Source organism: Streptomyces sp. Q6 (assembly GCF_036967205.1).
In the GTDB taxonomy this organism is placed as follows: Bacteria; Actinomycetota; Actinomycetes; order Streptomycetales; family Streptomycetaceae; genus Streptomyces; species Streptomyces citrinus.
In genome coordinates, this window is the sequence record NZ_CP146022.1 from 6944702 (window position 1) to 6970686 (window position 25985).

Here is a 25985-nt window from a genome sequence, read left to right on the forward strand (position 1 = left end):
GGAGGCGTCACGTGAATGTCCTGACCGACAACTTCTCGACGTACTGGAAAGGCTTCCTCGGTACGGTCGAACTCACCGTCTACGCCTCGGTCCTTGCGCTGGTCCTCGGGTTCGTCATGGCCTCGTTCCGCGTCGCGCCCGTCGGCTCCTTCCGGGCCTTCGGGACGGCATGGGTCACCGTGCTGCGCAACACCCCGCTGACGCTGCTGTTCTTCGCCGTGCTGCTCGGTCTGCCGCGCTTCGGACTCGTGCTGCCCTTCACCGTGTTCGCGGTCCTGGCGCTCGGCTGCTACACCTCGGCGTTCATCTGCGAGGCGCTGCGCTCCGGCATCAACACCGTGCCCCGGGGGCAGGGCGAGGCGGCCCGCAGTCTCGGGATGACGTTCAGCCAGACCCTGGCTCACGTGATCCTGCCGCAGGCCTTCCGGTCCGTGATCCCGCCCGTCGGCTCCACGCTCATCGCGCTCGCCAAGAACTCGGCGATCGCGGGCGCCTTCAGCGTCACCGAGCTGCTCGGCACGTACAAGACGCTCAGTGAGCTCGGCTACAACATCATCTGGACGTTCGTCTGGATCGCGCTCGGCTACCTCGTCATCACGCTCGCCATCAGCGCGCTCTTCAACATCCTCGAGAAGCGCTGGGGAGTCGCCCGATGAAAGCCCTCGACCACAGCGCCACCGCCCTCTACGACATCCCGGGCCCGAAGACCGAACGCCGGCACAAGCTCTACGGCCTCCTCTCGACGCTCGCCGTGCTCGCCCTGGCCGGCTGGATCCTCTACCTCCTGTTCGACACCGACCAGTTCACGCACACGAAGTGGATGCCCTTCGAGTACAAGGGCATCCAGGAACTGCTGCTCCGCGGGCTGGGCAACACGCTGAAGGCCTTCGCCCTCGCGGCCGTGCTCTCCCTCGTCCTCGGCACCGTGCTCGCCGTCGGACGGCTCTCCGACCACCGGCCGGTGCGCTGGATCGCCACGCTGTTCGTCGAGTTCTTCCGCGCGATGCCGGTCCTCGTGATGATCTTCTTCATCTACGTGGCCCTCAAGGTCGAGCCGCTGCCCGCGCTCGTCACCGGACTGGCGCTCTACAACGGCTCCGTGCTCGCCGAGGTGTTCCGCTCCGGCATCAACTCGGTGGAGCGCGGGCAGCGCGAGGCGGCGTACGCGCTCGGCATGCGCAAGACGCAGGTCATGGCGCACGTGCTGGTGCCGCAGGCGGTACGGGCCATGCTGCCGGCCATCATCAGCCAGCTGGTGGTCGCCCTGAAGGACACCTCGCTCGGCTATCTGATCACCTATGAGGAGTTCCTCCACGCCGGGAAACTCATCGCGTCGAACCTCGACTACGATTTGCCCTTCATCCCCGTGGTGATGGTGATCTCGCCGATCTACATCGGGATGTGCATGTTGCTGTCGTGGTTCGCCCAGTGGGTGGCCAAGCGTCAGCGGCGCAATCCCAAGACAGAGGCGGCGGATGTCGCGCCTGCCGAACCCGGGACGCTGCTGCCAGGAGTGCAGTAGCCGGAAAGCATGGGCCGTCCCCGACCAGCAGCCGGAGATCACTGCTCACGTCCGTGAGCGGAAGGTCAGCTGTGCACGGGGCGGGACGTGCCTGCTTGCCGAGGCCGAGCGGGCCCTGGTCGCATTCGTACGCGACGGGGGCACCGCTCTCCTTGGTTTTCGGGGCCCGAGATTCCCGGGACCCTGTGGAACTACTTGGCCCGGTGCGAGGCGCGCGGCACGGCCGCAGCGGGGAGCGGGGTCTGGGCCGCCCTTGTGACGTCGTCGACGAGCTCGACGACGTCGGGGCCGTACGCCCCCGAGTTGACCACCTTCAGGAGCAGCACGAACGAGCTGTTGCCGTGCTTGCGCGCGAGGCGCTCGTGATGGCGGGCCAGATAGCGGGTGGCGGCCTGGTTCGTGATGGGCAGCTGACCGCAGAAGAGGAAGACCGGTCTGGCCTCCTTCGCGTCGCCCGCGGTGAGCCGGGCCAGGACGACGTACTCGGTCCTGCCGGGCTCCAGGCGGTAGCGCTCCGAGCCGATCTGGAAGGCGCCCCGGTCGGGACCCGGCTCCGGGTCGCTGTTCACGCGGATCCCGGGCAGCAGGCTCACCATGTGCGCCGCCATCCTGCGATTGGAGGCGGGCCCGCCGACGCAGAACTCCGTCCGCTCGCCGAAGCCCTGCTGCGCCGTGTCGTGCGCGACCACCTGCGCGTGGGCGCCGCAGTCCTTGATGAGCGCGGACAGTTCGAGGAGTGCGAAGACGTCGTGGCGCTTCACCGTCAGTTCGGGGCCGCCCGCGTCGCGGTTCACCACGAGCAGCGACTCCGAGTTGTCGGGCAGCCCGAAGAAGGCCTGCTTGCGGCGGAGTTTGCGCCGCCACAGGTAGGTACGGGCGAGCCAGCCCAGCGAGGCGCTGATGCCCGCTGCGATCAGGCCGAGGACGATGTTGCGCACGTCTTCAGTCATGGGGGCGCACTCTAGCCAACCAGCGCACCGGTGTTCGAGGGGGTCCTGACGGCCCGCGGAAGTCAAGTTACGCTGCGCGGACGGCTGTTGACTGGAGGTACTGATGAGACGTTCAGTTGGGCGGAATCTGTCGTTGTGCGCGGTCGCGGCGAGCATGGTGGCGGTCGGGGCCGCGGTACCCCCTTCCTCCGCATCCGCTCCTTCTTCCGCCCCTTCCGCTTCCTCCGGCGCTCCCGCGAAGGTTCCGGTCGCCGTCGGCTACGGCGGTGCCGTGGCGAGCGTCGACGCCGACGCATCGGCCGCCGGGATCGAGGTGCTGCGCGACGGCGGCAACGCGGTGGACGCCGCCGTCGCCACCGCGGCCGCCCTCGGCGTCACCGAGCCGTACTCGTCGGGCATCGGAGGCGGCGGCTACTTCGTCTACTACGACGCCAAGTCCCGCAAGGTCCACACGATCGACGGCCGAGAGACGGCGCCGCTGACCGCCGGGTCCGATCTGTTCCTGGAGAACGGCAAGCCGCTCGCCTTCAGCGACGCGGTGACCAGCGGCCTCGGCGTCGGCACGCCCGGCACCCCGGCCACCTGGCGGTCCGCGCTCGACGCCTGGGGCAGTAAGCGGCTCGGCTCCGTCCTGAAGCCCGCGGAGCGGCTCGCGCGGGACGGGTTCACCGTCGACGACACCTTCCGCTCGCAGACCGCCGCGAACGAGGCCCGCTTCCGGAAGTTCCCCGACACGGCGAAGCTGTTCCTGCCCGGCGGCGAGCTGCCGGTCGTCGGCTCGACGTTCAAGAACACCGACCTCGCCCGCACCTACGCGGAGCTGGGCAGCAAGGGCGTAGGAGCCCTGTACCGAGGGGACATCGGCGAGGACGTCGTCGCCACGGTCAACGCGCCCCCGGTGGACCCCGCCTCGGGTTATCGGGCACGCCCCGGAAAGCTGTCCGCGAAGGACCTGAAGGCGTACGCCGCGAAGTACCGGGCCCCGTCGAAGACGTCGTACCGCGGGCTCGGCGTCTACTCGATGGCCCCGTCCTCGTCCGGCGGCACGACCGTCGGCGAGGCCCTCAACATCCTGGAGAACACGGACCTCTCGAAGGCGTCCGACGTGCGGTACCTGCACCGGTTCATCGAAGCGAGCCGGATCGCGTTCGCCGACCGGGGGCGCTGGGTCGGCGACCCGGCCTTCGAGGACGTACCGACGAAGCAGCTCCTGTCGCAGCGGTTCGCCGACGCGCGGGAGTGCCTCATCAAGGACGACGCGGTGCTGACCAGCCCGGTGGCGCCCGGGGATCCGCGCCACCCGGGCAGGTGCGGAACGGCCGGCGACCAGGCGGCCCCGACGACGTACGAGGGCGAGAACACGACGCATCTCACGGCCGCCGACAAGTGGGGCAACGTCGTCGCCTACACCCTCACCATCGAGTCGACCGGCGGCAGCGGCATCACGGTGCCGGATCGCGGCTTCCTGCTCAACAACGAACTGACGGACTTCTCCTTCGCGCCGGCCAACCCGGCCGTGCACGACCCGAACCTGCCGGGTCCCGGCAAGCGGCCTCGGTCGTCCATCTCGCCGACCATCGTGCTCGACAAGGCCGGCAGGCCGGTGGTGGCGCTGGGCTCGCCCGGCGGGGCCACCATCATCACCACCGTGCTCCAGACCCTGACCGGGTTCCTGGACCGGGGGCTGCCGCTCGTCGACGCGATCGCGGCGCCCCGTGCCAGCCAGCGCAACGCCGCGCAGACCGAGCTCGAACCCGGGCTCTACGACAACAGCGCGCTGAGGACCGCACTCGAAGGCATCGGGCACTCCTTCAAGCTCAACCCGGAGATCGGCGCCGCCACCGGTGTGCAGCGGCTGCCGGACGGGAAGTGGCTCGCCGCGGCCGAGAAGGTGCGGCGCGGCGGAGGCTCGGCCATGGTGGTCAGCCCCACCCGGTGACGCACCCGCGTATCGGCCCACGGGATGCATCCCGTGGGCCGATGTCCGCGGCGGGCGGCGCTCGTACGCTCGCCGATGTGAACGCCCTGACGAAACCCGACCGCACGATCGCCGCGTGCGGACTCGCCCTGTACCCGTTCGCCCTGACCCTGCCGCTCTTCGGGTCGTCGAACGCGGAGCCGATCGTGCGCGCCCTGGGAATCGCCCTCACCGCCGTGCTGCTGGTGGGAGCGGTGCGCCGGGCGCCGTTACTCGGGCTCACCGCGATCCTGCTGGGCACGGTCGTCGCGGTGGCCCTGGTGCCGACGCCCGCGCCGTGGGACGACGACGGCGCGCGGCAGACGACCCTGTTCGCGTTCGTGTCGGCCGACATGGCGCTCGGCCATCTGGTCGCGGTCCGGCCGCGCCGGGAGTGGATCGTCGGGATCACGCTGTCCGTTCTCTTCCAGGCCGGGGCGATCGCCGGGTTCGCGCATCCGCCCGACCTCATCGCCCTGAACGTCATCGCCCTGCTCGCGCTCCTCGTGGCCTGCATGGTCGGGCTGCGGGCCCGGGAGCGGCGCCAGCACGCCGCCGCCCTGCGGGGCCAGGCCGTCGCCGAGGCGGTGACCGCCGAACGGCTGCGGATCGCACGGGAGTTGCACGACATGGTCTCCCACAGCATCGGCGTGATCGCCATCCAGTCCGGCGTCGCGAGCCGTGTCATCGAGACCCAGCCGGCGGAGGCGCGGGCAGCCCTGGAGGCCATCGAGGCGACCAGCCGCGAGACCTTGTCCGGGCTGCGCCGCACCCTCGTCGCGCTGCGCCGCGCCGAACCCGGCGACCAGGCGCCGCTCACCCCGGGGACCGGCCTCGCGGACCTCGACCGGCTGGTCGCGGAGACCGGGGACGCGGGCGTGCGCGTCGACGTCGTACGCGAGGGAGAGCAGCGTCCGCTGCCGCCGGACATCGACGCGTCCGCGTTCCGCGTCGTGCAGGAGTCCTTCGCGAACGTCGTCCGGCACGCGGGCACCGACACGTGCCGCCTGCGGGTCGCGCACGGGGAGCGGGAGCTGGTCCTGGAGATCCTGGACGAGGGGCGGGGCGCCGCGGCAGGATCCTCGGGTACGGGGTTCGGGATCACCGGGATGAGGGAGCGCGTGAGTCTGTTGCACGGGGAGTTCAGCGCCGGACCGAGGCCCGAGGGCGGGTTCCGGGTCCTGGCGCGCGTCCCGCTGCCGGGAGGGGAGCGATGACCGTACGGGTCCTGCTCGTCGACGACCAGCCGCTGGTCCGCTCCGGACTGCGGGTCCTCATCGCGGATACGGACGATCTGGAGGTCGTCGGCGAGGCGGGCGGCGGGGCCGAGGCGGTCGAGCTGGCCGCGCGTCTGCGGCCCGACGTCGTCGTGATGGACATCAGGATGCCCGGCATGGACGGCATCGAGGCGACCCGGCGGATCACCGCGGCCGACGGCGACACCGCCCGGGTCCTCGTCCTGACCACCTTCGACGAGGACGACCACGTGTACGGGGCGCTGCGCGCCGGGGCCAGCGGGTTCGCCGTCAAGGACATGGCGCTCGACGACATCCTGGCCGCGGTGCGGGTGGTCGCCGCGGGGGACGCGCTCATCGCGCCCGCCGTCACCCGCCGGCTGATCGCGGACTTCGTGGGGCGGGACCCGGGGGTCCTGCCCGTGCGCCCGTCCCGCTCCGTGGAGGGGGTCACGGAGCGGGAGCGGGAGGTGCTGACCTTGGTGGGGCTCGGGCGCTCGAACCAGGAGATCGCCGAGGAGCTGTACATCAGCATGGCCACCACCAAGTCCCATGTGGCCCGGCTCTTCACCAAGCTGGGCGCCCGGGACCGGGTCCAACTCGTCATCATCGCGTACGAGTTGGGGATCGTGGCGCCGTCCCGATAAGGGTCGCGCGCGGGCGGGCGGTGCGGGTGGCCGGGTTCAGAGCGCCGTGAGGATCCGGGGACCCGCGTCCGTGATCGCCACCGTGTGCTCGGCGTGTGCGGCGCGCGAGCGGTCGTTCGTGCGCAGCGTCCAGCCGTCCGACGCCTCGTGGTAGTCGTCCTTGCCGCCACTGATCAGCATCGGCTCGATGGCGAGGACCATGCCGTGGCGCAGCCGCATGCCGCGGCCCGCGCGTCCCTCGTTCGGCACCGGCGGGTCCTCGTGCATCCGCCGGCCGATGCCGTGCCCGCCGAAGTCCTGCGGGATGCCGTAGCCGCCCGCGCGGCCGACCGTGCCGACGGCGTGCGCGATGTCGCCGATCCGGTTGCCGACCACGGCCGCGGCGATTCCGGCCTCCAGGGCCCGCTCGGTCGTCTCGATGAGCGTCAGGTCGGCGGGGCGCGGTGTGCCCACCGTGAAGCTGATCGCGGAGTCGCCCGCCCAGCCGCCGAGCTGCGCGCCGCAGTCGAGGGACACGAGGTCGCCGTCGCGCAGCCGGTAGCCGTCGGGGATGCCGTGCACGATCGCGTCGTTCACGGACGCGCAGAGCACCGCGGGGAAGGGGGTCGGCGCGAAGGAGGGGCGGTAACCGAGGAAGGGGGACGTGGCGCCCGCCTCGCGCAGCACCTCGTGCGCCACCTCGTCGAGCTCCAGCAGGCTCACGCCCACGGCCGCGTGCTCGCGTGCGGCGGCCAGGCACTGCGCCACCACGCGGCCCGCCTCCCGCATCGCGTCCATCGATGTATCCGTCTTGAGTTCCACCATGCCAATAAGTATACCGGTATTTGTATCCGGTATAGAAACCCGGTACAGAAAACCGGTATTCAAATATGCCGTCCGCTACACTGGGGTCATGGTCCGAACCCCCTTGACACCGGAAGAGCGCGAACGCGGCGAGCACCTCGGGCGGCTGCTCCGTGCGGCGCGCCTCGGGCGCAGCATGACGGAGGTGGCCGCGGGCGCGGGGATCTCCGTCGAGACGCTGCGCAAGATCGAGACGGGGCGGGCCCCGACCCCCGCCTTCTTCACCGTCGCCGCCCTCGCCCGTGAGCTGGGCCTGTCGATGGACGAGCTCGTCGTGCGGTGTGCGCTGGTGCCTGCCTGAGGCATCGACTGTGCGGCCGCGTGCCACCCCGGAAAACTGCGCGTAGCAGCCCCGTAACACACGGGGTGTTTCCTTCCGGAGCGTAAGGCTCCAAGGTGCGGGGGAACGGCGGAGGCGCGTGACGGACGTGGAACAACTCCCGGAGGCGGTACGGGAGTTCGCGACATTCCTGCGAGGGCTCGTCTCCCGGGTCGACCAGGGCGCCGGCTGGTGCGGCGTGTTCTGGCAGCGCGACCCGGAAGGGATGCGGGCCTGCCTCGACGGGCATGAGGTGCCGCCCTGGGACGTCGTGGACTCGCTGCTCAGGGACCTCGCCGCCGCGCACGGCCCCGCGTGGGCGGAACGCGAGGCTCTCGGGGCGCGCTCCCTGCACCGGGCGGCGGCGCGCGTACGACGCGGGACCCGGCGGCCGTGCGGCGCTCGCCGAGCGGATCGACGTCATGGCCCGCGAACAGCGGTACGCGACCGAACGCCGCCAGGAACTGACCCGCCGCCTCGACGCGGCGACCTCGACGCAGGAGGCGGACGCCGCCCGCCTCGACCTCGCGTGGGTGCGGGACGACCACGAGCGCGCGACGGCCCGGCTGGCCGAACTGCGCACCAGGCTCGACGACTTGACGCGCGCGACGGCGTCGGCCGCGCACCCGGCGATGAACCACCCGCAGCCGCCTCCCGCCGCCTCTTCGCCACCGCCACCGTCTCGGCAGGAACCCGCGCCGCGTGAACGCAAGCGCCGGGCCCAGGGCAGCGCCCGCTTCGCCGGAATGCCGACGGAGGATTCCCCGCGCTCCTCGACTCCGGACCCCGCCCCCGCTCCCCTGACGGACGTCGCCACCCCGCGCGGCGCCCGCTTCGCCGGAGCCCCCAGGAGGCCCCGGCCGCGCCGGCCCCGGCCCCCGCCGACCCCCAGGCCCGCCAGGAGGTGGCCGCGGCGATCGGCATCCTGCTCAAGCTCCGCGCGGCGGGCCGGAGCGGCGAGGCCCACAGCGTCCTCGTCGACGCCGTGCACGGCCCCGCCACCCGCCTCCCGCTGCTCGCCGCCGAACTCCAGCGCGCCGGCCTGGGCGCCGACTGGACGACGCTGCTGTGGGAGGCCGCCTCCCTGCCGCCCGAACGGCTCGTCGCCGCGGCGGACGCCCTCGCCGCGGCGGGCAGGACCGCCGACGGCGAACAGGTGCTGCGCCAGGGCGTGGGCCGCCCGCCCGAGGAGATCGGCGGCGCCGTCGGCCGGCTCGACGCCGAAGGGCGGCACCGCGAGGCCCGCGCGCTCCTCGACACGTACGTCCGCAGCCGCACGCCGGAGGAGGCGGCCCGCAGCGCGCAGGCCGACCCCGTCCGCCTGGTCCCGCTGATCGTGGAGGCGGCGCTGCGCGTCTCCGACGCGCGCTACTGGGACGTGGTCCACGCGCTGCGCGTCGCGGGATTCACCGCCTGAGGTCACCCGGGCGGGTGCGAAACGAGATCGATCCAGCGGGTTAACGACGATGGTCTTGGCAAGCCTTCCGGGTGGGCTTACGTTCGTCCCTCTACGACCCGGTCTACGGGCGTAGAGGATCAGGCAAAGGAGCGGCTCATGGCCCCTGTCGTACGCGCCGCACTCGTCCAGGCCACCTGGACGGGCGACACCGAATCCATGATCGCCAAGCACGAGGAGCACGCGCGCGAGGCCGCCCGCCAGGGGGCGCAGGTCATCGGATTCCAGGAAGTCTTCAACGCCCCCTACTTCTGCCAGGTCCAGGAGCCCGAGCACTACCGCTGGGCGGAGCCGGTGCCGGACGGGCCGACGGTGACGCGGATGCGTGCACTCGCCCGCGAGACCGGCATGGTGATCGTGGTGCCCGTCTTCGAGGTCGAGCAGTCCGGCTTCTACTTCAACACGGCCGCCGTGATCGACGCCGACGGCTCCTACCTCGGCAAGTACCGCAAGCACCACATCCCGCAGGTCAAGGGGTTCTGGGAGAAGTACTACTTCAAACCGGGGAACGCGGGCTGGCCCGTCTTCGACACGGCCGTCGGCAAGGTCGGCGTGTACATCTGCTACGACCGCCACTTCCCGGAGGGCTGGCGGCAGTTGGGCCTCAACGGCGCGCAGCTCGTCTACAACCCCTCCGCCACCAGCCGTGGTCTGTCCGGCTATCTGTGGCAGCTGGAGCAGCCCGCCGCGGCCGTCGCCAACGAGTACTTCGTCGCCGCCATCAACCGCGTCGGCGTCGAGGAGTACGGCGACAACGACTTCTACGGCACGTCCTACTTCGTCGATCCGCGCGGCCGGTTCGTCGGCGACGTCGCGAGCGACAAGGCCGAGGAACTCGTCGTCCGTGACCTGGACTTCGGGCTCATCGACGAGGTGCGACAGCAGTGGGCGTTCTACCGGGACCGCCGCCCCGACGCCTACGAGGGACTCGTCCAGCCGTAGCCGTGGGCATAGCCGCAGCAGCCGTAGCCACAGCACCTCAGAGCCGTGAACGACGAAGGGACGCCGCAGCCGTGATGACCCCCGACCGTGCCTCTCTGCAAGCCCGCCACCGCGCCGTCCTGCCGGACTGGCTCGCCCTGTACTACGCCGAGCCGATCGAGATCACGCACGGCGAGGGCCGCCATGTGTGGGACGCCGACGGAAAGAAGTACCTCGACTTCTTCGGCGGCATCCTGACGACGATGACGGCCCACGCGCTGCCCGAGGTGACCAAGGCGGTCAGCGAGCAGGCCGGCCGCATCATCCACTCCTCGACGCTGTACCTGAACCGCCCGATGGTCGAACTCGCCGAGCGCGTCGCGCAGTTGTCCGGCATCCCCGACGCCCGCGTCTTCTTCACCACGTCCGGCACCGAGGCCAACGACACGGCGCTGCTCCTCGCCACCGCGTACCGCCGCTCGAACCAGATCCTGGCGATGCGCAACAGCTACCACGGCCGCTCCTTCTCGGCGGTCGGCATCACCGGCAACAAGAACTGGTCGCCGACCAGCCTGTCCCCGCTCCAGACGCTGTACGTGCACGGAGGCGTGCGCGGCCGCGGCCCGTACGCGGGGCTGTCCGACGCCGCGTTCATCGACGCGTGCGTGGCCGACCTGCGCGACATGCTCGGCCAGACGCGCGGCGGCGTCGCGGCGCTGATCGCCGAACCGGTCCAGGGCGTCGGCGGGTTCACGGCGCCGCCCGACGGCCTGTACGCGCGGTTCCGCGAGGTCCTCCAGGAGCACGGCATCCTGTGGATCACGGACGAGGTGCAGACCGGCTGGGGCCGCACCGGCGACCACTTCTGGGGCTGGCAGGCGCACGGGCAGTCCGGGCCGCCGGACATCCTCACCTTCGCCAAGGGCATCGGCAACGGCATGTCGATCGGCGGGGTCGTCGCCCGCGCCGACGTCATGAACTCCCTGGACTCCCAGTCCATCTCGACCTTCGGCGGCTCCCCGATCACCATGGCGGCGGGCAACGCCAACCTCTCGTACCTGCTGGAACACGACCTCCAGGGCAACGCGCGCCGGGTCGGCGGTCTGCTCATCGAGCGGCTGCGGGCCATCGCGGCGGGCACCGCCGCCGTACGGGAGGTGCGCGGCCGGGGCCTGATGATCGGCGTCGAGCTGGTCCGGCCGGGGACGGACGAGGCGGCCCCCGACACCGCGGCCGCCGTCCTGGAGTCCTGTCGCGAGCAGGGACTCCTGATCGGCAAGGGCGGCGGCCACGACACCAGCGTCCTGCGGATCGCGCCGCCGCTGACCCTGACGGTGGCGGAGGCGGAGGAAGGCGCGGCGATCCTGGAGCGGGCCCTGCGAGAGGTCGCGTAGGCGGTGCTCACGGCGACCGGTCCCGAACACGCCCTATCCGTACGGCAGATACTCGCCCTGGAGCGCATCGCCGCGGGGGAGCCCGAGGTGGTCGCGGGGGTCGGCCACCTCGACCGGCCCGTGCGCTGGGTGCACGTGGCGGAGGCCGCCGACGTCGGGGTCATGCTCAGCGGCGGCGAGATGATCCTCACCACCGGCGTGCTGCTCGCCGGAGACGCGCACGTCCGCACCGAGTACATCGAGTCGCTGCACCGCGCCGAGGCCGCCGCCGTCGTCCTGGGCCTCGGTCGCGCCTTCCCCGCCCCTCCGGACGACATGCGGCGCGCCGCCGAGCGCTACGGCCTGCCGATGGTGGTGCTGCACCGCCCGTTCCCCTTCGCCGAGCTGACCGAAGAGGTCCAGTCCCGTTTGGTGCGGCGGAAGTTCGCGGCCGTCAGCCTGTCCGAGGGGATCAGGACCGCGCTCACCGGACTGATCACGGCGGGCGCCCCGCTGCAACGGCTGCTCGACGAGGTCGCCGCGCACAGCGCCTGCCCGGTCGTCGTCACGAACCTCGCCCACCGCGTCCTCGCCACCGCGGGGGAGCGCCCCGCCGTGGACGACGTGCTGCGCGACTGGGACCGGATCGCCCGCCGCCCCGGAGGGATCGACGGCGAGGGCTGGGTCGCCGCCGACCTCGGCGGACGCGGGGAGCGGTGGGGTTCCGTCGTGCTGTGCGGCTATCGCGGTGACGGCGCCTCGGGGCGGCTCCTGGCCGACCGGGCCGCCGAGGCCCTCGTCCTGCACCGGATGCTCACCGGTTCCGCCGTGAGCTGGGAGGAGCAGTCCGCGCGGTGCCTCCTCGCCGACCTGGTCTCCGGGGCCGTGCCCGCGCGGCAGCTGCTGCCCCGGGCGAGGGCGGCGGGCCTCCCCGTGAACCGGCGCACCTTCGTCCCCCTCGTCGTACGCGACGGCGATCCGGCCCAACTCGACCGGGTGCGGCGCCTGTTGGGCCTGTCCGGGCTCGTCGCCGCACTCGCCGAGCACTCCACCGCCGTACTGCTCAGCCTCGCCCGCGACCAGGCCGCCGACCCGCTCGCCGCCCACTTCGCGGCCCGGCTGCGCGCCGAGACCGGTGAACCGGCCGTCGTCGCGGCGGGCCCCGCCCGCGCGGCCTGGGAGGACGTGCCCGAGGGGCTGCGCGAGGCGCTGCACGTCGCCGAGGCCGTCGCCGGAGCGCCGCCCGACCTGCCGCCCGTCGTCCGCCTCGGTGACGTACGTCTGCGCGGTCTGATGAGGCTGCTGCGCGACGACCCGCGCGTCCAGTCCTTCGCCCAGCGGGAGCTCGACGGTCTGCTCTACGCGGACGACGCGGGCGACGACCTGCTCCCCGTGCTGCGCACCTACCTCGCCACCGGCCGCAACAAGTCCCGTACCGCCGTGCTCCACCACATGAGCCGGCCCGCCCTCTACCGCCGTCTGGAGGCCATCGAAGCGCTGCTCGGCGTCGACCTCGACGACTTCGAGCAGGCCGCGTCCGTGCACATCGCCCTGCTCGCGCACGACGCGCAGAGCGGCGCGTGACACCGTGCAACGCCGGGCGGCCAGGGACGTGACACGGTGCGACTCGGCCACGGGCGCGGCCGGTTCCTATCGTCGTGGGCACACCGAGCAGCCCCTGAGCCGGAGGTCCCGATGAGCCCCGTGATCCGCGCCGCGATCTTCCAGACCGCATGGACCGGCGACAAGGAATCCATGATCAAGGTGCACGAACAGGCCGTTCGTGACGCCGCCGCGCAGGGCGCCCAAGTCCTGTGCTTCCAGGAGCTGTTCTACGGCCCCTACTTCTGCCAGGTGCAGGACCCGGCGTTCTACGAGTACGCCGAGGCGATCCCCGACGGGCCGATCGTCCAGCGCTTCCAGGCACTCGCCCGCGAGCACGGCATCGTGCTCGTCCTGCCCATGTACGAGGAGGAACAGCCGGGCGTCCTCTACAACACGGCCGCGGTCATCGACGCCGACGGCTCGTACCTCGGCAAGTACCGCAAGACCCACATCCCGCAGGTCAAGGGCTTCTGGGAGAAGTTCTACTTCCGGCCGGGCAACTCGGGCTGGCCCGTCTTCGACACCGCCGTCGGCAAGATCGGCGTCTACATCTGCTACGACCGGCACTTCCCCGAGGGCTGGCGCGCGCTCGGCCTCGAAGGCGCGCAGATCGTCTTCAACCCGTCCGCCACCTCGCGCGGCCTGTCCCGCTACCTGTGGCAGCTGGAGCAGCCCGCCGCGGCCGTCGCCAACGAGTACTTCGTCGGCGCCATCAACCGCGTCGGCGTCGAGGAGTACGGCGACAACGACTTCTACGGCACGTCCTACTTCGTCGACCCCGAGGGCCAGTTCGTGGGCGAGGTCGCCGACGACAAGGCGCCCGAACTCGTCGTCCGCGATCTCGACCTGGCGAAACTGCGCGAGGTCCGCGACCGCTGGCAGTTCTACCGGGACCGCGCCCCGCAGGCGTACGCGCCCCTGACCCGTCCCTGACCGTCCGTACCTGGAGGAGAGCATGAGCGCCGTCCGTACCGTCATCCGCGGCGGTCTCGTCGTCACCGCCGCCGACGAGATGCACGCCGACGTCCTCATCGAGGACGGCCGTGTGGTGGCCCTCGCGGCCAGTGGCAGCGACACCGCCGCGTCCTGGACGGACGCGCGCACCATCGACGCCGCGCAGAAGTACGTCATCCCGGGCGGCGTCGACGCCCACACCCACATGGAGATGCCGTTCGGCGGCACGTTCGCCGCCGACACCTTCGAGACCGGTACACGGGCCGCGGCCTGGGGCGGCACCACGACGATCGTCGACTTCGCCATCCAGAGCGTCGGCCACAGCCTGCGCGAGGGGCTCGACGCCTGGTACGCCAAGGCGGACGGGCAGTGCGCCGTCGACTACGGCTTCCACATGATCGTCTCCGACGTCAACGACGAGACGCTCAAGGAGATGGATCTGCTGGTGGGGGAGGGGGTCACCTCCTTCAAGCAGTTCATGGCGTACCCGGGCGTCTTCTACTCCGACGACGGGCAGATCCTGCGCGCCATGCAGCGGGCCGGCGAGAACGGCGGGCTGATCATGATGCACGCCGAGAACGGCATCGCGATCGACGTCCTCGTCGAGCAGGCGCTGGCCCGCGGCGAGACCGATCCCCGCTACCACGGCGAGGTCAGGAAGGCGCTCCTCGAAGCGGAGGCGACGCACCGGGCGATCAAGCTGGCGCAGGTGGCAGGGGCGCCGCTGTACGTCGTGCACGTGTCGGCGCAGGAGGCCGTGGCCGAGCTGGCGCGGGCGCGCGACGAGGGCCTGCCCGTCTTCGGCGAGACCTGCCCGCAGTACCTGTTCCTGTCGACGGACAACCTCGCCGAGCCCGACTTCGAGGGCGCGAAGTACGTGTGCAGCACCCCGCTGCGGCCCAAGGACCACCAGGCGGCGCTCTGGCGCGGGCTGCGCACCGATGACCTCCAGGTCGTCTCGACGGACCACTGCCCGTTCTGCTTCGTGGGCCAGAAGGAACTCGGCCGCGGCGACTTCTCGAAGATCCCCAACGGCATGCCGGGCGTCGAGAACCGGATGGACCTGCTGCACCAGGCGGTCGTCGACGGTCACATCACGCGGCGGCGCTGGATCGAGATCGCGTGCGCCTCGCCGGCCCGGATGTTCGGCCTGTACCCGAAGAAGGGGACCATCGCGCCGGGCGCCGACGCCGACATCGTCATCTACGACCCGCACGCCGAGCAGACCGTCTCGGCGGACACCCACCACATGAACGTCGACTACTCGGCGTACGAGGGCAAGCGGCTCACCGGCCGTGTGGAGTCGGTCCTGTCGCGCGGCGAACTCGTCATCACCGAGCGGGAGTTCACCGGCCGCGCCGGACACGGCACGTACACCCCGCGCGGCACCTGTCAGTACCTGAACTAAGGGGTTCTCCGATGGACTTCGGACTCGTCCTGCAAACCGACCCGCCGGCTTCCGGGGTCGTGGAACTGATGAAGCGTGCCGAAGGGGCCGGGTTCACGCACGGGTGGACGTTCGACTCCGCCGTGCTGTGGCAGGAGCCGTTCGTCATCTACAGCCGCATCCTCGCCGAGACGCAACACCTGATCGTCGGGCCGATGGTGACCAACCCGGGCACGCGCACCTGGGAGGTGACCGCCTCCACCTTCGCGACGCTCAACGACATGTACGGCAACCGCACGGTCTGTGGCATCGGGCGCGGCGACTCCGCGATGCGGGTCGCGGGCCGCACCCCCAACACCCTCGCCCGGATCAGCGGCGCGATGAAGGTCATCCGGGCGCTGGGCCGGGGCGAGGAGGCGGACCTCGGCGGCGCCGTCGTGCGCTTGCCCTGGGTGCGGGAAGGCGCCGAACTCCCCGTCTGGATGGCCGCGTACGGGCCGAAGGCGCTCAAGATGACGGGCGAGGAGGCGGACGGGTTCATCCTGCAACTCGCCGATCCGTTCCTGACCGAGTACATGGTGCAGGCGGTGCGGGACGCGGCCGTCGCCGCCGGACGCGACCCGTCGGACGTGAAGATCTGCGTCGCCGCGCCCGCCTACGTCACCGAGGACGACTCGCCGGAGGCGCTCGCCCACGCGCGCGAGCAGTGCCGCTGGTTCGGCGGGATGGTCGGCAACCACGTCGCCGACCTCGTGTCGAAGTACGGCGCGCACTCGTCGGTGGTCCCCGACGAGCTGACGGAGTACATCAAGGCGCGCGAGGGGTACGACTACGCGCACCACGGCCGCTCCGGGAACCCGGACACGCAGTTCGTGCCGGACGAGATCGTGGACCGGTTCTGCGTGATCGGCACGGTCGACCACCACGTGGCGAAGATGCGGCGGTTGAAGGAACTGGGCGTGGACCAGTTCGCCCTGTACGACATGCACGACGCCAAGGAGGCGGTGATCGACGCGTACGGCCGGGATGTGATCCCGGCGGTGAACGCGTGATCACGACCGGCGACTCGGCAACGCCCCCACCCCCCACGGAAGTTCACGGCACCCGCATGGCCATGTTCCCCCGTCCCCCGTAGGAACCTCTCACCGATTGGCCTCGCCATGACCGACACCACCGCCCCACCACCGATACCCGCGGGCCCTGTCGAGCTGACCGCCGACGCCTACCCCGCCGACAGCCGCTACGCCAACGACGACCTGCGGCCCGTGCCGCTCGCCGAACGCCGCTGGACCACGTACAACTTCGTCGCGCTGTGGATCGGCATGGCGCACTGCATCCCGTCCTGGACGCTGGCCTCGGGCCTGGTGGCGCTCGGCATGGACTGGAAGCAGGCCGTGCTCACCATCGGCCTCGCCAACGTCATCGTGCTGCTGCCGATGCTGCTGACCGGGCACGCCGGGCCGAAGTACGGCATCCCGTTCCCGGTCCTGGCCCGCGCCTCGTTCGGCATCCGCGGGGCCAACCTGCCCGCCATGGTGCGGGCGGCGGTGGCCTGTTGCTGGTTCGGCATCCAGACGTGGATCGGCGGACAGGGCATCTTCGTCCTGTTGGGGAAGATCTTCGGGGGCTGGGCCGACGCGGGGAAGGTCGGCGGTTACCCGTGGACGCTGTGGCTCTGTTTCGTGATCTTCTGGGTGCTCGAACTCGCCATCATCTACCGGGGGATGGACACCCTGCGCCGCTTCGAGAACTGGGCGGCGCCGTTCGTCCTCGTCGGCGCGGTGGTGCTGCTCATCTGGATCGCGAACAAGGCGGGCGGGTTCGGGCCGCTGCTGCACGAGCCGTCGAAGGTCGGCTGGGGGCCGGACTTCTGGAAGGTCTTCTTCCCCGGCCTGATGGGCATGATCGGCTTCTGGAGCACGCTGAGCCTGAACATCCCGGACTTCACGCGCTTCGGCAAGGGGCAGCGGGCGCAGGTCTGGGGGCAGACGCTCGGACTGCCGACGACCATGACCTTGTTCGCGCTGATGTCGGTGCTCGTGACGGCCGGTTCGGAGAAGGTGTACGGCGCGCCGATCTGGGACCCGGTCGCGCTGGCCGGCAAGACGGACAACGTCTTCGGGCTGCTCTTCGCGCTGATCACCGTCTTCGTGGCGACGATCTCCGTGAACATCGCGGCGAACGTCGTGTCCCCGGCCTACGACCTGGCGAACCTGGCCCCGAAGGTCATCAACTTCCGTACGGGCGCGATCATCACCGGCATCGTGGGCGTGCTGGTCATGCCCTGGAAGCTGACGTCGACCCCGGAGCTGTACATCTTCACGTGGCTCGGCGTCGTCGGCGGGCTGCTCGGCACGGTGGCCGGAATCCTGATCGCGGACTACTGGATCATCCGGCGCACGGTGCTGCACCTCGCCGACCTGTACGTCGCCGGAGGCCGGTACTGGTACTCGGCGGGATGGAACTGGCGAGCCGTGGCCGCGTTCGTGGTGGGCGGCGTGCTGGCGGTCGGCGGCTCGTACTCGACGGTGGACGCGCAGGGCCACAAGGCGGGGCCGTTCCCGGTCGACGGCATCATCCCGTTCCTCAAGCCGCTCGCGGACTACGGGTGGGCCGTGGGGCTCGGGGCGTCGCTGCTCGTGTACGTGGGGCTGATGGCCGGTCGGCGGCGGGAATGACGGCCGCGCGTCCCGTACGCCCGTGATCCTGGTCCGGTGACCCGCTTCCCGGCCGCTCCCGTCGCCCTCGTCGTACGCTGACAGCCGTACGCGAGGGACGACGGGAGGTCGCGGTGGCCGGGACGACAGTGGCCGAGGTCAGGGCCGAGCTGGCCGCTCTGGAGGACCCGAAGGCGCGCGCCGTCAACGAGAAGCACGGTGACGACCACGGCGTGAACCTCGGCAAGCTGCGCGCGCTCGCGAAGCGGCTGAGGACGCAGCAGGAGCTCGCGGTCGAGCTCTGGGCGACGGGCGACACCGCGGCGCGGCTGCTCGCGCTCCTGATCTGCCGCCCGAAGGCGTTCCCGCGCGGCGACCTCGACACCATGCTGCGCGAGGCCCGTACGCCCAAGGTGCACGACTGGCTCGTGAACTACGTGGTGAAGAAGAGCCCGCACGCGCAGGAGCTGCGGCTCGCCTGGATCGCCGATCCGGATCCGGTGGTCGCGAGCGCCGGCTGGGCGCTGACCACCGAACGCGTGGCGAAGAAGCCGGAGGACCTCGACCTCGCGGGACTGCTCGACGTCATCGAGGAGCAGATGAAGGACGCCCCGGACCGCCTCCAGTGGGCGATGAACCACTGCCTGGCCCAGATCGGCATCGAGCACGCCGCCTGCCGGGACCGGGCGATCGGGATCGGGGAGCGCCTCGGGGTGCTCAAGGACTATCCGACGCCGAAGGGGTGCACGTCTCCGTACGCCCCGGTGTGGATCGGCGAGATGGTGCGCCGGGCGAACGCCGGCTGACCCGGGCACGGGCCCGCTCCGGCGGGATTGTCAGTGGTGGCAGGCAGGATGAACGCATGACGACGACTTCTGCCGTTCCGGGTTCCCCGCTGTCCGACGCCGCCGCCTACGCCGCCGCCGTGGAGCAGGCCAGGGCCGCGGCCGCCGCCTACTACGAGGGCGGCACCTCGGTGCTCGACGACGACGCGTACGACCGGCTGGCGCGGGCCATCGCCGCGTACGAGGACGCGCACCCCGAGGAGGTGCTGCCCGAGTCGCCGTCGGGGAAGGTCGCCGGTGGCGCGGTCGAGGGCGACGTCGCGCACACGGTGGTGATGCTGAGCCTGGACAACGTCTTCTCGGACGAGGAGTTCACCACCTGGGCCGCCTCCCTGGAGCGCCGCATCGGCCGGCCCGTGACGCGGTGGAACGTGCAGCCCAAGCTGGACGGCCTCGCGATCGCCGCCCGCTACGTCGACGGACGGCTGAGCCGCCTGATCACCCGTGGCGACGGGACCGCGGGCGAGGACGTCTCGCACGCGATCGGCACCATCGAGGGGCTGCCCGAGACGCTGGTCGAGCCCGTCACCGTCGAGGTGCGCGGCGAGGTCCTCATGACCCTCGCCCAGTTCGAGTACGCCAACCAGGTGCGCACCGAGCACGGCGGAGCCCCCTTCGCGAACCCGCGCAACGCGGCGGCGGGCACCCTGCGCGCGAAGGACCGCGCCTACACGGTGCCCATGACGTTCTTCGGCTACGGGCTGCTGCCGTTGCCCGACACCGGCGAGGAGCTCGCCGCCGAGCTCGGCGCCGCCGCGCACGGCGCGCTGCTCGACCGGGCCGCCGGGTACGGCGTGAACACCCCCGCGACCACCGAGGTCCCGGGCGTCGTGGTCGACACCGTCGACGAGGTCCTCGCCCGGGTGAAGGAGATCGCCGCGCGCCGCGCGGAGCTGCCGTTCGGCATCGACGGGATCGTCGTCAAGGCCGACCTCGCCGCCGACCAGCAGACGGCCGGCTCCGGGACGCGCGCGCCGCGCTGGGCCGTCGCGTTCAAGCTGCCCGCCGTCGAGAAGATCACCAAGCTGCTCGGCGTCGAGTGGAACGTGGGCCGTACCGGGATCATCGCCCCGCGCGCGGTCCTGGAGCCGGTCGAGATCGACGGCTCCACCGTCACGTACGCCACGCTGCACAACCCGTCCGACATCACCCGCCGCGACCTGCGCATCGGCGACCAGGTCATGGTCTACAAGGCGGGCGACATCATTCCCCGCATCGAGGCCCCGGTCGCGCACCTGCGCACCGGCGACGAGACGGAGATCGTCTTCCCGTCCGCGTGCCCGCAGTGCGGATCCGGCATCGACACCGGGGAGCAGCGCTGGCGGTGCGAGCGCGGCCGCAACTGCCACCTGGTGGCGGCGATCTCGTACGCCGCGGGTCGCGACCAGCTCGACATCGAGGGCCTCGGCCACTCCCGTGTCGTGCAGCTCGTCGAGGCCGGGTTCGTGACCGCGCTGCCCGACCTGTTCGACCGCGTCACGCGCGAGCAGCTGCTCGGCCTGGAGCGGATGGGCGAGACCAGCACCGACAATCTCCTCGCCGCCCTCGAAGCCGCCCGGCGGCAGCCGCTGTCCCGGGTCCTGTGCGCGCTGGGCGTGCGCGGCACGGGCCGCTCCATGTCCCGCCGCATCGCCCGCCACTTCGCCACGATGGACGCGATCCGCGCGGCGGATGCCGAGGCGATGCAGCGGGTCGAGGGGATCGGCGCGGAGAAGGCCCCGGTGATCGTCGCGGAACTCGCGGAGCTCGCCGACCAGATCGACCGTCTCGCGGCCGCCGGTCTCGGGATGACCGAGCCCGGCGCGACCCCGCCCGTCGAGGCGGCGGAGGATCAAGTGGCCGGGCCCGCCGGCCCGTTGGCCGGGATGAAGGTCGTCGTCACCGGCGCCATGACAGGACCGCTGGAGAGCCTGTCCCGCAACCAGATGAACGAGCTGATCGAGCGCGCGGGCGGCAAGTCGTCCGGGAGCGTCTCGAAGAACACCAGCCTCGTCGTCGCCGGCGAGGGCGCCGGATCGAAGCGGGCCAAGGCCGAGAGCCTCGGCATCCGGCTCGCCGACCCGGACGAGTTCGCGGCGATGGTCGCCGACTTCCTCGACTGAGCGAGGGACCGGGGCGGCGTCAGGACGCGGCGCCGCCGCCGGACTCCAGCGCGCCGAGCGCGTCCTTCGCCGCCTCCAGCGCGCCCTTGCGCACGGTGTCGGCCGACGGCGCGCCCTTCGACTCGAAGTCGCTGCCGTTGTAGGTGACGGTGACCAGGGCGTTGGCCTTGCGGACCGTCACGACGGCCTCACGGGTCTCCTGCTTGTCCTTCGTGGTCAGGCCCGTCGTCAGGCGGGCCTCGTCGCCGAGTCCGGACCGCGCCTCGCCGTTCGCGTTGCTCGTGAAGGCCTCTTTCGCCAGTGCGTCGGAGCCCTTCATCTCGAAGGAGACGTCGAGCCAGCGGTAGTCGAAGCCCTTGAGCGCGCTCCAGGAGCAGCCGCGGCGCACCGACTCGTCGGTCGCCGACAGCTCCTTGCCGGCCGGCTTCGCGCCCGGGACGAGCGAGCCGACGGTCTTCGCGTCGACCGCGTCGCACGGGACGGGCGGCTCGGGATACGTCTTGGCCGCCACGCTCGCGCTGGGGCTCTGCGGCGCCGACGACTGCGGGCTCGCCCCGTCGTGGTCCTTCGCGGCGGGCTCGGCCATCGGCCCGGTGGACCAGGCCCAGCCCACGCAGGCGAGCACGGCGACCGGCAGCAACCGGGCCGCCAGGGTGACCGGAAGCGGGAGAGAACGCACGGCGTACGTCCCTTACGTCAGGTGGGGTGGGGGACGCCAGTGTCACACGAGTTGCTGTGCGGCGATACCGCCACTTCTGTCACCCCGACATCACACACGGGCATCGTCCCGGCGTACGGCGGTGACGAGCCACACGCCCGCGCGCGTCCTGACACCACGCGCCGTCGCGTACGGGCGGAGCGTGTCCTCCAGCGCGGCGCGCGTCGCGGCGGACACCTGCCGCCGCGGGGTGCGGGAGAGCAGGAAGTCGACGGCGTCCGCCGGGGAATCGCCCCAGCGGGTGTGCACGTCCACCGGGTTGACCGCGATCCGCTCGTACGTGCGGTGCAGCGCGGCGTGCACCTGGTACGGCTCGGCCAGGGACGCCATCGCGGTGTGCGCGGCGCGCGCGTCGGGGTCGGCCTCGGCCTGGGCACCGTCCGGCGCGTCCTCCGCCAGGCGCCGGGCGAACAGGCCGAGTGCGGTGCTCTCCTCGCTCTGCGGTCCCGGGGCGCGTGGGCAGACGAAGACGAGCCTGCCGCCCCGGCGCAGCGCGCGCGCCACGTTGGCGAACGCCGTCACGTGGTCGTCGAAGAACATCACGCCGCCGCGGCTGATCGCGACGTCGTAGCCGCCGGGCGGGAAGCGGTGCGTCTGCGCGTCGCCGAGTTCGTACGCGGCGTTGCCCACGCCCTCCTCGGCGGTGCGGGCCCGTGCCCGCTCCACGAGCGGCCCCGAGATGTCGACGCCGACGGCGTGCCCGGGGGCCGCGAGCCGCGCGGCGGTCCGTGTCGTCGCCCCGGCCCCGCAGCCGATGTCGAGCACCCGGTCGCCGGGGCCGATGTCCGCCGCCGCGAACAGCGCGTCGTCGATGTCGCCGAGCATCGCGTCGAACCGCTGGTCGTGGGCGGCCCAGTGCCGGCCGAGCGCGCCGTTCCAGGGGTCGCCGCGGCGTGTTCCGGTGGTCGTCGTCATGACGTCTCCAGGAGGCGCGGCACGGGCAGCGCGGACTCGATCCGGTCGACGGCGGCGAACGCCCCGTACGCGATCAGCTGCACCAGGCAGTGATCGGTGAACGGCGGTACCCGCCACGCTGCGACGTCCTCGTCCGTGATCCGGTACGGCGCGAGCGCGGCGAGCAGCGCGAGCCGCGCCCCGGCCGCTCGCGCCGGTCCGGCAACCCGGGCCAGACCGTCGGCGGATGGGACCCGTCCCACCCGGCCACCGTCTCCTGCACGAGGTCCAGGTCGGCGTCGTCGAGCAGCCCGGCTCCCTTCGTCGCGGCGGTCCGCAGGGCGTCGTAGGCCGGGCCGACGGACGTCCCCGCCGCCCACGCGGGCCCGGCGCCGGGGAGTCGAGCAGGGCGAGGGACGTGCCGGGCGTGTGGTCCGCACGCACGACGCGGGACATGCTGCGGCCCGCGAGCGAGCGGATCGCCTTCACGCGCTGGGCGCCGCCCGGCAGCAGGCTCTCGGTGAGCAGCGCGGACACGATCCGGTTGATGAAGTGGAAGGTGAGCGCGGTCCCCAGGTGCGAGGCGAGGTCGGCGCGCGGGAACGGCGGCGGAAGCAGCGCGGCGGAGCCCGGCAGGCGGGAGGCGCGGCCCCACTCCAGGAGCCGCGCCGCGCGGGCGTCGCGCGGCGTCTCGGCGCGCGCCACCGACTCGCCGAGGCCGTGGTCCCCGTTCGCGTGCAGCAGCACGGCGTGCGCGTCCACGCAGAACGGGCAGCGGTTCGCGAGGGAGGCGCCGGCCGCGACCAGCTCGCGGTCGGTGCGCGAGCCGCTGCCCGCGATGAGCGACTCCCGCAGCAACGCCCAGGTGGGCGCGAGGAGTTCGGGCGCCGAGGCCAGGACGACCAGCGTCGGCGGATGCGTGATGCCGAAGTCGGTCGCGGTCTGCGCGTAGACCGCGGCGGCGGTACCGGTGGCGGACTTCGGGGCGGGTGGATCGGTGTGGCGGAACTGGCCTGCCATGGCGACTCCTCGGGGCGATCGGTCCTTCGACCCCCACAGGCTCGCCCGGCGGGGCGGGCCGGGTCGTCGTACGGCGGAGCCCAGCTCGATCTACTCCCGGGGGAGTAGCCGCGCCCGCGGAGCGGTCCTCGCGACGGAGGGACGCCGTCGGTGGGCGCGTCTAACCTTCGAGGAATGCAGGGGGATGTGGTGGAGAAGGGGAACGCGGCACCGCCGACGACGACGTCGTGGCGTGCGTACCGCGGTGATGCGGTGCTCGCCGTCGTGGTCGGCGCCCTCGTCGTGCTCGGCGCGGCGCTCGGGGACGGAGCGGCGCCGGCCGACTACCTGCTGATGGTCGCGGCGGCCGCGTCGCTCGCGGCGTACCGGCGGGCGCCGCGCGCGGTCCTCCTGGCCTCGACCGCGCTGACCTCGGCCTATGCCCTGCACGCACATCCCGATCCGCTGGCGGCGCTCCCGGTGCTCAGCTCCGTGCACACGGCGGCCCGTGCCGGGCACCGCGGCCTCGGCGCCCTCGCGGCGGGCGCCTTCCTCACCCTGTACACCGTGCGGGACGCGCTCGCGCACGACGGGGCGGTCACCCGCGGGCTGCTGCTCGCCGGCTGGTTCCTGTGCGCGGTCGTGACGGGGCTCGCCGACAAGAACTGGCAGGCGTATCTGCGCCAGACCGAGCAGCGGGCCCTGGAGGCCGAGCGGACCCGCGAGGAGGCGGCGCTGCGCCGCGCGGGCGAGGAGCGGCTGCGGATCGCCCGCGAGCTGCACGACTCGCTGACCCACAGCATCTCGATCGTCAAGCTCCAGGCGGGCGTCGCGGTGCACCTCGCCCGCAAGCGCGGCGAGGAGGTACCGCCGGCGCTGCTCGCCATCCAGGAGGCGAGCGGCGAGGCGATGCGCGAACTGCGGTCCACGCTCGGTGTGTTGCGCACCGACGAGCCGACCGGTACGCCCGCGCTGCTGGTCGAGCGGGCCTGCTCGGCGGGGATCGACGCCACGCTCACCGTCACCGGACGCGAGCGCCCGCACCCGGCGCCGGTCGACCGCGCGGTGTACCGGATCGTCCAGGAGACCTTGACGAACGTGGCGCGTCACGCGGGCCGCGAGGCCCGGGTGGAGGTCCAGCTCGGCTACGGGGAGCGGGAGTTGACGGTGCGCGTGACGGACGACGGCGCCGCCGCCGAGGGGCGTCCGCCCACGGAGGGCACGGGCCTGACCGGGATGCGGGAGCGCGTCACGGCGCTGGGCGGCACGCTGACGGCGGGCCCGCGCGCGCGGGGCGGCTTCGAGGTGCGGGCGGTGCTCCCGCTGGACGCGGTGGCGCGGGCCGCCGCGGCCGGAGCCGCGTCGTGATCCGGGTCGCCCTCGTCGACGACCAGGCGCTCATGCGGGCCGGCTTCCGCGCGCTCCTCGACGCCGAGGACGGCATCGAGGTGGTGGGGGAGGCCGGGGACGGGGAGGAGGGCGTCCGGCTCGTGCGCGCCCGGGTTCCCGACGTCGTCCTGATGGACGTGCAGATGCCGGGCACCAGCGGGATCGAGGCGACCCGGCGGATCGCCGCCGACCCCGCCCTGGCCCGTGTGCGGGTCGTCATTCTCACCAACTACGGCCTCGACGAGTACGTCTTCGAGGCGCTGCGCGCGGGCGCGTCCGGCTTCCTGCTCAAGGACAGCGAGCCGGAGGACCTGCTCGCCGGCATCGCGGTCGTCGCGCGGGGCGACGCCCTGCTTTCGCCGTCCGTGACGCGCCGCCTCATCGGCGAGTTCGTGGCCCGGCCGCCGGACCGGGCGACCGCGCCGGGCCTGGAGGGCCTGACCCCGCGCGAGCGCGAGGTCACCGCGCTCGCCGCGCGCGGCCTGACCAACGAGGAGATCGCCGCGCACATGGTGATCAGCCCGTTCACCGCCAAGACCCACGTCAGCCGGGCCATGACCAAGCTCGGCGCCCGCGACCGGGCGCAACTCGTCGTGTTCGCGTACGAGTCCGGTCTCGTGACCGCGCGTGACCGGGGCGCCGAGCAGGCACCTTCGTAGGATCGCCCGGACGTGCCCGCTAGGATCCGCACCAGTTGCTGAGGGCGCGGACGCCGGGTCCGCCATGGTGGTGGGGGGTCGGCTGTGGCCGCTGGTCGTGTGGTGCGCTTCGACGGAGCGCGCGGTTACGGGTTCATCGCGCCGGACGACGGCGGGGAGGACGTCTTCCTGCATGTGAACGACCTTCTGATCCCCGAGTCGTATCTGCGCACGGGCCTGAAGGTCGAGTTCGAGATCGAGGACGGCGACCGCGGCCCCAAGGCGTCGTCGGTCCGGCTCGCCGAGGGCGCCTTCGCCCCGGCGCCCGCGCGGCACGCGGCGGCCGACGGCGACGACGTCCTGTGCGACGTGCTGCGCGTCGACGAGTTCACGAGCGAGGTCACGGAACTGCTGTTGCGCGCCGGCCCGTCCCTCACCGGGGAACAGATCCTGGCGATCCGCCGCGAGCTGGTGCAGAACGGCCGCAAGCACGGCTGGGTGGACAGCTGATCCGCTGATCCCTCGCAGGTGAACCGCCCGGGGCCCGGGCCGAGTCGACGTACTCGGTCCGGGC

Annotated in this window: 23 protein-coding genes and 1 pseudogene; 19 read left to right on the forward strand and 5 right to left on the reverse strand. The window is 72.3% G+C overall.

Features of this window, described 5'->3' with window-relative positions:
* The first annotated feature begins 11 nt into the window (after positions 1-11).
* Positions 12-656, forward strand: a complete 645-nt coding sequence (locus V2W30_RS32185) for an amino acid ABC transporter permease (RefSeq protein ID WP_338702018.1) — start codon at positions 12-14, stop codon at positions 654-656.
* Positions 653-1522: an amino acid ABC transporter permease gene (locus V2W30_RS32190; protein ID WP_338702019.1), complete on the forward strand. Its 870-nt coding sequence runs from the start codon at positions 653-655 to the stop codon at positions 1520-1522. The genes V2W30_RS32185 and V2W30_RS32190 overlap by 4 nt, the downstream gene beginning before the upstream one ends.
* A gap of 191 nt (positions 1523-1713) precedes the next feature.
* On the opposite strand, the gene V2W30_RS32195 is transcribed toward V2W30_RS32190, so the two are convergent.
* Positions 1714-2472, reverse strand: coding sequence for a hypothetical protein (locus V2W30_RS32195; protein ID WP_338702020.1), 759 nt, complete (start codon positions 2470-2472; stop codon positions 1714-1716).
* A 103-nt stretch (positions 2473-2575) separates the two neighbouring features.
* Here V2W30_RS32195 and ggt point away from each other — a divergent pair, with 103 nt between their 5' ends.
* From ggt to V2W30_RS32210, 3 genes are all read left to right on the forward strand, one after another.
* Positions 2576-4411: a gamma-glutamyltransferase gene (gene ggt, locus V2W30_RS32200; RefSeq protein WP_338702021.1), complete on the forward strand. Its 1836-nt coding sequence runs from the start codon at positions 2576-2578 to the stop codon at positions 4409-4411.
* 77 nt (positions 4412-4488) lie between these two features.
* Complete coding sequence (locus V2W30_RS32205) at positions 4489-5646, forward strand: sensor histidine kinase (RefSeq protein WP_338702022.1); 1158 nt, start codon at positions 4489-4491, stop codon at positions 5644-5646.
* Entirely contained in the window at positions 5643-6311 is a 669-nt protein-coding gene (locus V2W30_RS32210; protein ID WP_338702023.1) for a response regulator transcription factor, read from the forward strand. Before V2W30_RS32205 ends, V2W30_RS32210 begins: the two co-directional genes overlap by 4 nt.
* A 36-nt stretch (positions 6312-6347) precedes the next feature.
* On the opposite strand, the gene map is transcribed toward V2W30_RS32210, so the two are convergent.
* The gene (gene map / locus V2W30_RS32215) at positions 6348-7115 is read right to left on the reverse strand and encodes a type I methionyl aminopeptidase (RefSeq protein ID WP_338702024.1); all 768 of its coding nucleotides are present in this window, start codon (positions 7113-7115) and stop codon (positions 6348-6350) included.
* An 88-nt stretch (positions 7116-7203) separates the two neighbouring features.
* On the opposite strand from map, the gene V2W30_RS32220 reads away from it, so the two are divergent.
* The 11 genes from V2W30_RS32220 (at position 7204) to ligA (ending at position 20773) form a co-directional block, all read left to right on the forward strand.
* Entirely contained in the window at positions 7204-7455 is a 252-nt protein-coding gene (locus V2W30_RS32220) for a helix-turn-helix transcriptional regulator (protein WP_338702025.1), read from the forward strand.
* A 922-nt stretch (positions 7456-8377) separates the two neighbouring features.
* Positions 8378-8890: a hypothetical protein gene (locus tag V2W30_RS41715; RefSeq protein ID WP_425244621.1), complete on the forward strand. Its 513-nt coding sequence runs from the start codon at positions 8378-8380 to the stop codon at positions 8888-8890.
* Positions 8891-9028: 138 nt separating this feature from the next.
* On the forward strand, positions 9029-9871 hold the full coding sequence (locus tag V2W30_RS32230) for a nitrilase-related carbon-nitrogen hydrolase (RefSeq protein ID WP_338702026.1): 843 nt from the start codon (positions 9029-9031) through the stop codon (positions 9869-9871).
* 74 nt (positions 9872-9945) lie between these two features.
* Positions 9946-11244 (forward strand): aspartate aminotransferase family protein, encoded by a 1299-nt coding sequence (locus V2W30_RS32235; protein ID WP_338702027.1) that lies wholly within the window; start codon positions 9946-9948, stop codon positions 11242-11244.
* Between the two features lie 3 nt (positions 11245-11247).
* Positions 11248-12807 carry a PucR family transcriptional regulator gene (locus V2W30_RS32240; RefSeq protein ID WP_338702028.1) on the forward strand — a complete coding sequence of 520 codons (1560 nt, stop codon included), beginning with the start codon at positions 11248-11250 and terminating at the stop codon, positions 12805-12807.
* 111 nt (positions 12808-12918) lie between these two features.
* Positions 12919-13761: a nitrilase-related carbon-nitrogen hydrolase gene (locus V2W30_RS32245; protein ID WP_338702029.1), complete on the forward strand. Its 843-nt coding sequence runs from the start codon at positions 12919-12921 to the stop codon at positions 13759-13761.
* Positions 13762-13783: 22 nt separating this feature from the next.
* Complete coding sequence (gene hydA, locus V2W30_RS32250) at positions 13784-15190, forward strand: dihydropyrimidinase (RefSeq protein ID WP_338702030.1); 1407 nt, start codon at positions 13784-13786, stop codon at positions 15188-15190.
* 11 nt (positions 15191-15201) lie between these two features.
* Positions 15202-16221 carry a TIGR03842 family LLM class F420-dependent oxidoreductase gene (locus V2W30_RS32255; protein WP_338702031.1) on the forward strand — a complete coding sequence of 340 codons (1020 nt, stop codon included), beginning with the start codon at positions 15202-15204 and terminating at the stop codon, positions 16219-16221.
* A gap of 108 nt (positions 16222-16329) precedes the next feature.
* Positions 16330-17847, forward strand: coding sequence for an NCS1 family nucleobase:cation symporter-1 (locus V2W30_RS32260; protein WP_338702032.1), 1518 nt, complete (start codon positions 16330-16332; stop codon positions 17845-17847).
* A gap of 113 nt (positions 17848-17960) precedes the next feature.
* On the forward strand, positions 17961-18632 hold the full coding sequence (locus tag V2W30_RS32265) for a DNA alkylation repair protein (RefSeq protein WP_338702033.1): 672 nt from the start codon (positions 17961-17963) through the stop codon (positions 18630-18632).
* 56 nt (positions 18633-18688) lie between these two features.
* Entirely contained in the window at positions 18689-20773 is a 2085-nt protein-coding gene (gene ligA, locus V2W30_RS32270; RefSeq protein ID WP_338702034.1) for an NAD-dependent DNA ligase LigA, read from the forward strand.
* Positions 20774-20792: 19 nt separating this feature from the next.
* On the opposite strand, the gene V2W30_RS32275 is transcribed toward ligA, so the two are convergent.
* From V2W30_RS32275 to V2W30_RS32285, 3 genes and pseudogenes are all read right to left on the reverse strand, one after another.
* On the reverse strand, positions 20793-21452 hold the full coding sequence (locus tag V2W30_RS32275; protein WP_338702035.1) for a hypothetical protein: 660 nt from the start codon (positions 21450-21452) through the stop codon (positions 20793-20795).
* A 90-nt stretch (positions 21453-21542) separates the two neighbouring features.
* Entirely contained in the window at positions 21543-22406 is an 864-nt protein-coding gene (locus tag V2W30_RS32280) for a class I SAM-dependent methyltransferase (RefSeq protein ID WP_338702036.1), read from the reverse strand.
* A pseudogene (locus V2W30_RS32285) lies at positions 22403-23405 on the reverse strand (carboxymuconolactone decarboxylase family protein). The gene V2W30_RS32280 and the pseudogene V2W30_RS32285 overlap by 4 nt, the downstream one beginning before the upstream one ends.
* Before the next feature lie 174 nt (positions 23406-23579).
* On the opposite strand from V2W30_RS32285, the gene V2W30_RS32290 reads away from it, so the two are divergent.
* The 3 genes from V2W30_RS32290 (at position 23580) to V2W30_RS32300 (ending at position 25921) form a co-directional block, all read left to right on the forward strand.
* Entirely contained in the window at positions 23580-24752 is a 1173-nt protein-coding gene (locus V2W30_RS32290; protein ID WP_338702037.1) for a sensor histidine kinase, read from the forward strand.
* Entirely contained in the window at positions 24749-25432 is a 684-nt protein-coding gene (locus V2W30_RS32295; RefSeq protein WP_338702038.1) for a response regulator transcription factor, read from the forward strand. The genes V2W30_RS32290 and V2W30_RS32295 overlap by 4 nt, the downstream gene beginning before the upstream one ends.
* 84 nt (positions 25433-25516) lie before the next feature.
* Entirely contained in the window at positions 25517-25921 is a 405-nt protein-coding gene (locus V2W30_RS32300) for a cold shock domain-containing protein (protein ID WP_338702039.1), read from the forward strand.
* Positions 25922-25985 lie beyond the last annotated feature (64 nt).